Source organism: Streptococcus sp. cx1, assembly GCF_052384325.1.
In the GTDB taxonomy this organism is placed as follows: domain Bacteria; phylum Bacillota; class Bacilli; order Lactobacillales; family Streptococcaceae; genus Streptococcus; species Streptococcus salivarius_G.
Genome location: NZ_JBQSUN010000002.1, coordinates 1 through 12,601 on the forward strand (window position 1 = coordinate 1; position 12,601 = coordinate 12,601).

5 protein-coding genes are annotated in these 12,601 nt (G+C 38.9%); 1 reads left to right on the forward strand and 4 read right to left on the reverse strand.

The features are described 5' to 3' along the window. On the forward strand, positions 1-699 hold a 699-nt coding region (locus tag ACT170_RS03775), incomplete at its 5' end, for a mucin-binding protein (RefSeq protein ID WP_444818052.1). A gap of 263 nt (positions 700-962) precedes the next feature. Here ACT170_RS03775 and ACT170_RS03780 read toward each other — a convergent pair. The 4 genes from ACT170_RS03780 to ACT170_RS03795 form a co-directional block, all read right to left on the reverse strand. Further along, the gene (locus ACT170_RS03780) at positions 963-3,488 is read right to left on the reverse strand and encodes an N-acetylmuramoyl-L-alanine amidase family protein (RefSeq protein WP_444818053.1); all 2,526 of its coding nucleotides are present in this window, start codon (positions 3,486-3,488) and stop codon (positions 963-965) included. A gap of 382 nt (positions 3,489-3,870) precedes the next feature. Beyond that, on the reverse strand, positions 3,871-6,735 hold the full coding sequence (locus ACT170_RS03785; protein ID WP_444818054.1) for an N-acetylmuramoyl-L-alanine amidase family protein: 2,865 nt from the start codon (positions 6,733-6,735) through the stop codon (positions 3,871-3,873). A gap of 263 nt (positions 6,736-6,998) precedes the next feature. Beyond that, on the reverse strand, positions 6,999-9,239 hold the full coding sequence (locus ACT170_RS03790) for a glucosyl transferase (protein ID WP_444818055.1): 2,241 nt from the start codon (positions 9,237-9,239) through the stop codon (positions 6,999-7,001). 279 nt (positions 9,240-9,518) lie between these two features. Beyond that, entirely contained in the window at positions 9,519-12,368 is a 2,850-nt protein-coding gene (locus ACT170_RS03795; protein WP_444818056.1) for a KxYKxGKxW signal peptide domain-containing protein, read from the reverse strand. Positions 12,369-12,601: the final 233 nt, after the last annotated feature.

The window sequence follows — 12,601 nt, forward strand, 5'->3', positions numbered from 1 at the left end:
ACCTTGGATAAAGTTACAGGTAAAGAACTTTCAGCGACACCATGGGCATCAGATAAGACAGCCTACGCTGAAGTTCCAACACCAGGTTTGACAGGCTACTACGCTGATAAAGCAAGTGTTGCTTCTAAGACAGTTACTCAAGAAAACCTTGAAGAAACTGTTACTTACAAACCACTTGGAAACTTGGTTCCAAAACCAGAAACACCAAATGATCCAAACTTCCCATCAACACCAGGTGTTAAATATCCGAACGATCCAACAGATCCAACGAAACCAGGTCAACCGGTTGTGCCAGATATTCCAGGTTACAAGCCATACTTGCCAGATCCAAACGATCCAACGAAACCAGGTCAACCAATCCAACCAGGAACACCTGTAACACCAGAGGATCCAGGTAAAGATACACCAATCATTTATGTTCCGGTTACTCCTGATAAACCTGTAACTCCTCCAGAACAACCTAAGGTACCAACACCTAAGAAACCAGAGGAGCCAGAACAACCAGTTAAACCAGAACAACCAGTAAGTCCAACTGTTATTGAAGAAGTAACTCCACAAGTTGCTCAACCTCAAGAACAAGCAGTTCTACCAGAGACAGGAACAGAAAGTGGACATATTGCAGAAGTGACAGGTTTGTCAGCCTTGATTACAGGTCTTGGACTAGGTCTTTTGGGCCGTCGTCGTAAGAAAGAAGACTAATAACAAAGAGAATCCTTCCCTTCTTCTAAATAGTTAGTTAAAATAAAAAATTAGTCTTCAAAAAAAGAGGTTCTTCCCTATAGGTTGGGGGAGGACCTTTTTTGATCTATTTTTTAACCTAAGTACAAAATTGGAGTCTTGATTTTGTACTTTTATTCTTGATATGTGATTAAAGAAAATGCTTAAAAAGGAAGTTGAAATTAATCAACTTCCTTTAGTATAGATATATTTTGAGAAAAATTTAGGCTACTTTCCTACATTCTCTACAATTGCTTTGCACGTCCATTTTCATCAAAATGATAAGTCACACCATTGATGGTACGTGTTTGGTTGGTGACGAGCTCACCAGAGTTTTCATCGTAGTAACGAGTTCCCTTGTAGTCTGTAACGAAATCACCCTTCACTTGTTTACCTTCATAATCAAAGTAGAGGTGTTGACCATTGATAACTTGATCAAAGAGAAGAGCCTTACCATCGTTACCGAAGTAGTACCAGTTGCCCTTCCAATTAACGAATTGATTGGTTACAGCAGCACCTGTTTCAGCGTCAAAGTAGTAGTAACTGTAGATTTTAGGTTCGATGATAGTACTACTAGATGTCCGAGGATATCTAGTAGACTCTTTTTGCTCAGGACTAAGCACTTTATCTTTTGCGAGATAACCAGTAACTAAGCTTGTAGACTCTGTATTATCGAGATAATAGAGTTTCCCATCGATTTCTTGAAGACCGAGAAGTTTATTACCATTTTCATCAGTATAGTACCAATCGCCACCTACTTGATGGAACCCTTTTTCTCTGACTGCTGCTCCAGTAACCTCATCGTAGAAAGGTCCTGAACCGGAAGGCCCAAAAGTTCCTTGACGGGCTTGTCCATTTTCATAGAACGAATAGGTTACACCATTAATGGTATGAGAACCAGAAAGTGGTTTACCATCTTTATCATAATAGAAGAGCCCATTATCAGCACGAACAAATTGGTTCCGTGGGACTTCCTTCTGTTCACCGGTATCCTTATCATAGTAGTGGCCATTTTTAACTACGTTTTTGAATTGTGTTCCGAGGTGATCGTCAAAGTAGACAGGGATACCATCAATGGTATGAGCACCTTTTAGAATATTGCCTTGCTTATCTGCATAGAACCACTTACCTCGAGTTGTAAAGTAACGCCCCTTAACAAGTTCACCAGTATCCTTGTCATAATACTTAACTGGGATACCAAAGACAACAAAGCTATCATAGAGAACACTAATACCATCTTTATCTACAAAGCCATCTTTAGCTTGTGTTCCAAAGAACCTATCAAAATGTACCTGAACACCATTGATGATGTGGTCGCCTTTAAGGATTTTGCCATTTGAACCGACATAATACCAATGGTTATTAATATTATGGTAACGATTTTTTTCGAGTGTAATTCTCGTACCAGAGTCTTTATCATAGTAGTAACCGTCGTCTCCAAAATCACCTTTAACTTGTCGCCCATAATAAGAATCAAAGTAGACAGGAACATTATTTATGGTTTGTGAACCTTTTAATGGTTTGCCCTCAGCATCAACATAGTACCAATATTTATCTACATTGACATAACGGTTGGTCACGAGTGCACCAGTTGAAGTATCGTAGTATTTACCATTACTTTCAAACACACCTTTCACTTGAGCACCGGTCTTATCATCGAAGTAGTACTCTTTACCATCAATAAGAGTAGCACCTTTCACAGGTATACCTTTTGCGCCAATAAAGTAGTTTTTGTCTTTAACTGTTACGAATCGGTTAGTTACTAGCTTACCAGTGTGTTCATCATAATAGCGGTTATCCTTGTCAAAATTCCCTTTTATTTGAACACCATTTTCATCGAAATAGAGCTGAGCCCCATTAATGATATGGCTGCCCTTTATAATTTGTCCTCTATCATTGAGATAGTACCATTTTCCTTTGATTTCAACAAAATGATTGGTTCCTAAATTGACGAAAACACCATCCTGATCGTAAAAGTGTCCATTAGGAGCAAAGCGGTCAATGATTTGAGTCCCAAATTTATCGTCAAAGTAGGATGATCGACGATTAATTCGATACTCACCATACACGGGATTCCCTTTATCATCTAGATAATAGCGTTCATATTGTTTTGTATCGTTGCTGTAGGCAACGATAAATTGATTTTTGAGAAGAGCACCAGAATCTTTATCATAGAAATTTAGTTTTTTAGCATCATTAGGGTCTTTAGCAAAAACGCCTTTAGCTTGTATGCCATTTTCTTTATCGAAATAGACTTGAACCCCATCTATGGTTTGTGGTCCAGTCAGATCCTTACCATTGGCATCTCTGTAATGCCATTTGCCGTTTTGGTCGCTGTAATATTGACCGCCTGTAACGTTTACGTCCTCATTGATAACAGGAGTTGCCGTAGCTGTTTCACTAGCAGCACTGTCTCTTGTTGAAACGGCGTGTGCTTCAACGATGGCTGTTTCAGTAGGAGCTTGACTCTCATTAGTGGTTGCAGAGGCCGGTTCTCTAGTGTATTCCGAACTTACTAACTCTGGAGCATCTGTTGAACTTTCAGTAGAAGATGTTGCTTCAGTACTCTTTGTTTCAACTAAATCTGCTGTTGTTTCAAGATTGGCAGTAACACTTGCTGTCGTGTCATTCTTGAGTGTTTCACTAGCAGTTACTTCATCCGCAAAAGCAGCTCCGGCAATAAGTGCAAAACTAGCAAGAGCAGATGCACATGAAAAAGCAATAAGATACTTTTTAGATGCGTGTTTTTTGGCCTTATCATTTTTTTCCATAATAAATACCCCCTTTTAATTTATATTATAAGACAATAAGAAAGCCTTTTCAATATTAAAAATAAAAAGGTTTTCTTTTAATGTGAAGGGGTGGATAAAAGGGAAAAACATATATTTATCTGCATATTAAGTGAGATGTTGCCAGTTCTTACTAAATCCAAGATTCATAAAAAACAAAAAAATCCAGGACCTGAGTCCTGAATTTAGGAGATTATGAAAAAGAAAAGTTTTAGGATGGTTATAGTATATAAAGCAAAGCCTAAAGTTTTCTTAAAGTAGACAAAAATTATTTTCGTGGATTTTAAAAAGGAAGTTGAAATTAATCAACTTCCTTTAGTTTAGATGTCTTGTGAGAAAATTTTAGTCGATTTTCTTACATTTCTTACAATTGCTTTGCACGTCCATTTTCATCAAAATGATAAGTCACACCATTGATGGTACGTGTTTGGTTGGTGACGAGCTCACCAGAGTTTTCATCGTAATAACGAGTACCCTTGTAGTCTGTAACGAAATCGCCCTTCACTTGTTTACCTTCATAATCGAAGTAGAGGTGTTGACCATTGATCACTTGATCGAAGAGGAGGGCCTTACCATCCTTACCGAAGTAGTACCAGTGTCCATCTGCATAGACGAATTGGTTGGTTACCGCAGCACCTGTTTCGGCGTCGAAGTAGTAAGTTGGGTTTTCTTCTGGATTGTCAGGGAATGAAATGTAAAATTTAGGTCTAGCTAATTTTCCTCGAACTTGTTCGTGCGTTTCGTATTTGTTCATTGGATTGGCAGAGAAATAGTAAAGTTTCCCATCAATTTTTTTAAAACCTGCGACTTTTTTACCATTTTCTAGGTAGAACCAACTACCACGAGAATTAACAAAACCAGTTTTTTCTACAGCTTCGCCAGTTTCATCATCATAGTAAGGTGGATTTTGATAGATGTTAAAGGAACCACGAAGGACCTTTCCGTTTTGCTCAACATAGTAATTCTTCCCGTCAACATTTATATTCCCAGTTCGTCCATTACTGCTAAGGTAGTATAAATCGTCACCAATCTTTATAAACTGATCATGAGGGAGTTCTTTCCCTGCACCACTATCTTTATCGTAGTAGTAACCATTAAGAACAGTATCTTTAGCTTGAACACCATCATCATCAAAGTAAACGTCTACCCCATCAATGGTTTGTGAGCCTTTAAGGATATTACCTTGTGCATCTGCATAGTACCATTTACCATCATGGCTGAAGTATTGACCTTTTACAAGAGCTCCAGAATTTTTATCATAGAACTTACTAGGTGCTTCATAAGTATTGTAGTTCTCTTCACTGATTACTCGACCATTAGAATCAACTAATTCCCCCTTAGTTTGAATACCGTTATATGGATTAAAATTGACTTGAACTCCATCAATGATTTGGTCCCCTTTTAGAATCTTACCTTCAGCATTGACGTAGTACCAATTATCATTAACTTGGACATAGCGATTTGTTCCCAAATCTACTTTAGCACCAGAATCTTTGTCGTAGAAGTAGCCATCGTTACCAAAGATACCTTTGGCTTGTCTACCCCCATAAGGGTCAAAGTATACAGGAACATTGTTAATGGTTTGAGAGCCTTTAAGTGGTTTTCCGTCATTTCCTACATAGTACCAGTTTTTACCAACTTGGACATAGCTATTGGTTACGAGCGCACCAGTAATTCCATCATAGTATTTATCGTTACTAGCAAAATTTCCCTTAACTTGTGCGCCAGATTCTTTGTCAAAGAAGTATTCAACGTTGTCGATGACGGTTGCTCCTTTGATGGCCTTGCTATCGGCACCGATAAAGTAGGTTTTGTCTTTAACTGTTACGAAACGATTAGTAACTAGATTTCCAGAGTCTTTATCGTGAAATTGTTTGTTGTAGTCAAAATCTCCTTTCACTTGGATACCGTTATAGCCAAAGTAGACATGAGCGCCATCAATAGTTTGTTCACCTGTCAAGATTTTTCCATCGTTACCGATGTAGTACCAGTTGCCTTTAATTTGAACATAACGGTTTGTGCCTAGGTCGACTCGGTTACCATCTTGCCCATAGAAGTAGCCATCGTCACCAAAATTGTCGAAGACTTGTCTTCCATCATATGTAAAGTAAACCTGTTTACCATTGATAGTTTTAGCACCTTTTACACGAACACCCTGTTCATCCACATAGTAGCGTTCATTTTGGTGGGTATAGTTATCGTATGCAATAACGTAGTTGTTAGTGACTAGTGCACCAGAATCTTTATCATAATAGCGTTTATTATTGTCAGAATAGTCTCTGGCAAAATAACCTTTCACTTGAACACCGCCTTGGTCGAAGTAAACCTTAACTCCATCTATGGTTTGTGGTCCCTTTAAAATAGCACCATCATTTCCAGCATAGTACCATTTTCCGTTTAATTCAAAATAGCGGTTTGTCCCGAAATCAACTTGTTTTCCGTTTTCGTCGTAATAACGGTCATCAGAAGCAAATCTATCTTTAAGTTGTTCACCATACTGATCAAAGTAATACCACGCTCCATTAACTTCTTTGGAACCAATTGCCTTATTACCATTTTCATCAACGTAATAGGTTCTACCATATTCTTCAACGAATTTATTAGTAACAAGAGCACCAGAATCTTTGTCATAATAGTGACCGTCCCAGCCAAATCCCCCTTTAACCTGAACACCGCCTGGATTGAAGTAGACCTTAACGCCATCAATAGTTTGTGGTCCAGTCAGGTCTTTACCGCTAGCATCTTTGTAATGCCAGTAGCCTTGGTCGTCGCTATAGTATTGACCACCAGTGACGTTTGTTTCATTAGGTACTGAAGCTGTCTCGCTGGCAGCTCGGTCTGTAGTTACGGCTTCACGTGTTTGGCCTGCAACTGATTCTGTAGGAGTTTGGCTTTCGTTTGCAGTTGTTGAGGCAGTTTCACTGACAACTTCAGAGCTTGCAGCAGAAGTTGTGGCTTGTTCTGAGACATTTGTAGTGCTTTGAGTGGTGCCTAAATTTTCAGTAGTAGCAGGAGCTTCGACAACCTTAGTTTCTACGAGGTCTGCGGTAGTTTCCACATTTGCAGTGGTAGTAGCGTTCACATCAAGGTTTGATGAGTTATCAGCTTTAGCTTCCTCAGCGAAGGCAGGCTTTGCGATGAGGGCAAAACCTGCAAGAGCAGTTGCACATGAGAATGCAATCAGACGTTTTTTGGACTTAGGTCCAGTAAAATTAGAATGTACTTTCATAATTCTTCCTCCTTTTTCCTAAGTCCTATTATAGCGCTATTTTAGAGAGTTTCAAGGAAATATAAGAAATTTAGATAAAAATAAGAAAACGATTACATTACGTTACGAGTGAGAGGGGGATGATTTTAGTTGCTACGACCTTTCTAAAACAAAAAAAATCCAAGACCTGCGCCCTGGATTTGGGAGATTATGAAAAAGAAAAGTTTTAGGATAGTTATAGTATATAAGGCAAAGCCTAAAGTTTTCTTAAAGTAAGGGATATCTTAAACTTTAGTCGCATTACCATTCTCATCAAAATGATAAGTTACACCTTTGATAGTACGTGTTTGGTTGGTGACTAGTTCGCCAGAGTTTTCATCGTAGTAGTGACCATCTGGTGCAAAAGCGCCTTTAACTTGTCTACCATTACTTGTATTGAAGTAGAGCTTTTGCCCATTAATTTGAACTTCACCGGTTGCGGCTGTGCCATCCGCATAGAAGTAGTACCAGTAATTACCCCATTGATAGAAACGATTTTTAATTGCTCTACCGTCATGACCGAAGTAGTAGATTTTACCATCGATGTAATTAATACTGTCTTGCCACATGTCACCCAGTTGGGTGTACTTATAGGCACCTCCTCGACGGAAGTAATATAAATCACCATTGATTTCATGAAGTCCAAGGACTTTGTTACCTTTCTCGTCAAGATAGTAAGTTAAGCCTCTGTTATCTTTAACAAACCCAGCTTTGGTTACTTTGCGACCATTATCTTTATCGTAATAGTACTCAGGCATATAGACGCCATCTTGACCAAATCCTCCTTTAGCTTGTACCCCTCGATAGTTGAAGAAGACATCTTGTCCATCGATATTTCGAGCTCCCTTGACTGGCTTACCGTCTTTACCTACATAGAACCAATTACCCATGTATTCAACATAACGATTGGTTACAAGATTTCCAGAATTAATATCGTAGAATGCGTATAAATCACCGTAGGAATCACCATAAGCACCTTTAACCTGTTGACCATTGTCGCGGAAAAATAACTTTTGACCGTTAATGATTTGAGCACCAGTGAGGTTGTCTCCATTTACGTTCTTATAATACCAGTTTCCATTATCGTCGCTATAATAACCATTTGGGTTAGGAGCATCCATACCTACGCCGTTTTCATCAAATCGATAGGTCATACCATTAATTGTTAGAGTGGTGTTAGAGACGCGTGCTCCAGAATTAGGATCATAGTAGCGAAGAACACCATTGTCGAGAACAAGCTCTCCCTTAGCTTGACGACCATTAGCATATAGGTAAACGATTTGACCGTCTATATTGACTTCACCATCTTGAGGACGAATAGCATTTCCATCTGCACCATAATAGTACCAGCCATCATTTTCTTGGACATAGCGATTTTTAACGGCTTGACCAGTAACTGAGTCAAAATAGTAGCGACGGGTAATATTAGTAGGGGTACCAAAACCATAAGTACGTGGTGAATTTTGCCCTTCTTCTAGTAAAATGCTGATTCCTTTTTGTAGGACGCCGGTATCAACAGGAGAGGCAGCTTCACGTGCTTTGAAATAGTAGATATTACCATCAATTTCACGTATTCCTGTAAATTTAGAACCATCGTTCTTGATGTAAAAGGTTTGGCCTTTTTTATTCTGAACTAGACCTTCTTTTCGGACCCTTGCACCAGAGTTAGAGTCGTAATAGAAAGTTTGATCTGGATAGCTATAGTCCTCTCCGCTAAAGTCACCTTTGATTTGAACACCTTTATAATCGAAGTAGACTTCTTGACCATTGATAGTTTGTTCTCCAGTGAGTGGATAGCCATCTTTACCTAAATAGTACCAATTACCTTGGGATTCAAGGTATCGATTCGTCCATAGTTGCCCAGTATCAACATCGTAGTAACGAAATAGATTATTATTCCTATCGAGTAAAGGCCCCTTAACTTGTTGCCCATTACTGCGGAAATAAACATTTTGGCCATCGATAGTCTGTTCGCCTACGAGGTTTTTACCACTGGCATCTTTATAATACCAGTTGCCTTGGTCATCACTATAGTATTGACCACCAGTGACGTTTGTTTCATTAGGTACTGAAGCTGTCTCATTGGCAGCTCGGTCTGTAGTTACAGCATCACGTGTTTGGCCTGTGGCTGATTCCGCAGGTGCTTGACTTTCGCTTGCAGTTGTTGAAGCTGTTTCACTGGCAGTTTCAGAACTTGCTGTAGAAGTTGAGGCTTGTTCTGAGACATTTGTGGTGTTTTCTGTGCTAGCCACATTTTCAGTAGTAGCAGGAGCTTCGACAACCTTTGTTTCTACGAGGTCTGCTGTGGTTTCCACATTGGCAGTGGTAGCAGCAGTCACATCAAGGTTTGATGAGTTATCAGCTTTAGCTTCCTCAGCGAAGGCAGGTCTTGCGATAAAGGCAAAACTTGCAAGAGCAGTTGCACATGAGAATGCAATCAAACGTTTTTTGGACTTAGGTCCAGTAAAATTAGAATGTACTTTCATACTTTTTCCTCCATTTCCTAAGTCCTATTATAGCGCTATTTTAGAGACCTTCAAGAAAAAATAAGAAATTTAGACAAAAATAAGAAAACGATTACATTGTGATGCGAGTGAGAGAGGGGATGATTTTAGTTGCTACAGACTTTTCTAAAAACAAAAAAATCCAGGACCTATGCCCTGGATTTAGGAGATTATGAAAAAGAAAAGTTTTAGGATGGTTATAGTATATAAAGCAAAGCCTAAAGTTTTCTTAAAGTGGAAGAAATATCTTGTTCTTCCACTTTAATTCATTTTCTCAGTCGCTACACCATTTTCATCAATGACATAAGTTTTGCCATCTTTTTCTAGTGTTGCTTTGGTTGTGATTGGAGAACCGTACAAATCTTTCCCTAATGAGGTTGATTTTTCAAAGTGATAGAGCTTACCGTCGATTTCCTTCCAAGTTGGTTGGTAGAACTCGATTACCCTAGGCTCAAGATAGCATAGGTATCCTTTATCAGTACGGTAGAATCCTATTCGAACGATTCCATTTTCGTCTGAAACGTAACCGGAATTAGTTTCATTACGTAATAATTCTGCGTAAGAACCGAAAAGATAGGTCTTGCCATTTATGGTTTCTGTTGTATTGATATAGCGATATTGGTTGCTTGGATCTAGGTAATAGGTCTTACCGTCAATTTCTCTCCATCCGGATAATAATTTTCCTTCTGAATCTGCAAGATATAAACTATTATATGATTTAGCGGAACCATTAACAAGAAGTTGGCCATCTTGATTGAAGTAATAATAATTGCCATCAATTGAAAGTACCTTATCTTTAGCTTGTAGACCGTCTTCTTTAAAGTAAACACGATGACCATCTAGTGTGTACCATCCGAAAACTTGAGCACCATCATTTCCAAAGTAGAGCTTATATGAGGAACTAAAGGAATGGAATGCATTACGGAGGAGCTCGCCACTGTTCTTATCGAAATAGTAGTACTTCCCATCTATAAGTGTACGCTCACCTTTGATTTGTTTCCCCGTACCATCAAAGTAGAGTTGAACACCATCGATAGTCTGCCATCCAGTAGCTACTTGCCCTTTATCTTTGAGATAGGTCCAGTCACCATCTTTATCTTGAACAAAGGTATTTCGAAGTGACGATGTCACACGTCCTTGGTCATCAATTTCGTAGGTCATTCCATTGAGAGTTAGACTACGATTGGTCCACATAGCCCCACTGTCTTTGTCAAAGTAGTAAGTTTTACCATCAATGTCTACTAGGCTACCTTTGACTTGCTTACCATTTTTATCAAAGTAGAGTTGAACACCATCAATGGTTTGACGGCCTGTTAGGAGTTTGCCCTCTTTGTCGTAGTAGTACCAGTTCCAGAAATCATCGCGAACAAATTGGTTTTTAGCCGTAAATTCAGTCACTACTCCCTCATTATCAATTGTGTAGGTCTTATCATCGACTTTCAAAGTGTCGTTAGTAAGGATAATAGTGGTGTACATACCAGCATATCTTTCTGTTCGATATGATTTTGTTAGACGATAGCGCTTGCCATCGATTTCTTTCCACGTAGGCTTGTTAATACTTTCCACCTTTGGTTGGAAGTAGTGAAGGTAACCATCGGAGCCTCGTTGGATGCCCTCTAGGAGGACGCCGTTTTTATCAGTTCCATAGATTCCAGAGAAACTAGGCCCGCCCCAAAATGTTTTTTTTGAAAAAAGGGCTCCAAAATAGTTTTTTTCTATTTTACTATCTGTGACTAGATAAAGTTTGCTGTCATAACCTATGATACCATCAAGAACTTGACCCTTTGAAGCAAAGATATATTCTTTTCCATCGATAATTTGTTTACCAGTTAAGACTTCGCCGTTAGCATTGGTACGGTAGGTAGAAGTGTTTGCATGGAACATTGAAGGAGTTTCAACAATGCCATATTTGTTCTTGACCAATTGTCCTTGGTAATCAAAAAGATAAATCTTCCCATCAATTGTGACAGTATCATTTTTAGCCAAAAGTCCGTCAGGTTTGAAATAATAACGTTTACTGTCAATGGTATGCCATCCAATAAATGCAGCACCATCTTCGCCTAAGTAATTAGTATAAGTTGTATATTGAGGTTCTGTCCTATAGCCATTGAAAATTGAAGTGTGATGCCACTGATTCGTTAATAGAGAACCATCATTCTCATCGAATCGATAGTATTTTCCACCAATCTCTCGTTCTTGTCCTTTGACTTGTTTCCCATCTTTATCAAAATAAAGGATGACACCATCAACATTTTGCCAACCAGTCAATTTTTCACCGTTGGCAGTGTAGTAATACCAATCTTTTTGGTTGTCAGATTGGAAATGACCACCGGTCACGACCTGAGTAGGTAGTTGTGTTTTTTCGGTTAGGATACCATCAGCATCTGCTAGATAAGTTTTACCATCTACTTCAATACTTGTATCAGTTACCTTACGCCCATTATCTTTATCGTAGTAGTAATCCTTGCCATCAATGGTTACCTTTTCACCCTTTGCTTGGATGCCATTGTTATGGAAGTAGAGGTTAAAGCTATCGATGGTTTGTAGGCCAGTTAGTTTGTGGCCCTCGCTGTCTAGGTAATACCAGTTACCTTGCTCATCAGAAGTGAATCTGCCACCTTGTGAAGGTGTTTCCTGTGAAGTAGTTACGTTATCGCTTGTTTCAGATGAGGTTTCAACACTTCTATCGGTTGTAGCTGTCTCACCAGATTGAGCGGGTTCACCCTTTTTATCAGTCTCGTTAGCAGGCTGTGTAGTAGTCGTTTCTGTAGGCTGACTAGTCGCATTAGTAGAAGCAGTGTCAGTTGAGACTGTCCCACTAGGAACATTATTAACAGCAGTGTCAGTTGAGACTGTCCCACTAGGAACATTATTAACAGTAGTGCTTGCTGGAGCTACTTCGGTTCTTGTTATAAGGCTAGCACTAGTCTCAAGATTGCTGTCAGAGACGACATTTTCAGGACTGTTAACGGCAGTTGTTTCAGGCTTGACTTCATCAGCTCCGACCTGTCCTAGTCCAATTAGTGAAGCCCCAATAGCCAAACTTGAGGCAGCGATTGTGATCCAATGTTTCTTAACTTTATGAAGTTTGAAACGAACTTTGTTTTCCATAATTTTTCCCCTTATATGGTGACTTGGTAAATTCATGTTGTGACATTTAAAACAACATGAAAACCAAAATTAATTTACAGTTATATTTTAATCTTATTTTCTAATAAACTCAATAGAAAACGGATACAAAAACGCCATGATTTTATAAAAAGATTCTTATATTCGTGATAGTTGTAGCCTATAAAAGAGTTTTCCTAATTTATTTATTTTTTCGTCTATAGATATGCTTGAAA

Coding starts and splice junctions, on each gene's coding strand:
- ACT170_RS03785 (WP_444818054.1), bottom strand. CDS start 6,735: ATGAAAGTACATTCTAATTTTACTGGACCTAAGTCCAAAAAACGTCTG.
- ACT170_RS03795 (WP_444818056.1), bottom strand. CDS start 12,368: ATGGAAAACAAAGTTCGTTTCAAACTTCATAAAGTTAAGAAACATTGG.
- ACT170_RS03780 (WP_444818053.1), bottom strand. CDS start 3,488: ATGGAAAAAAATGATAAGGCCAAAAAACACGCATCTAAAAAGTATCTT.
- ACT170_RS03790 (WP_444818055.1), bottom strand. CDS start 9,239: ATGAAAGTACATTCTAATTTTACTGGACCTAAGTCCAAAAAACGTTTG.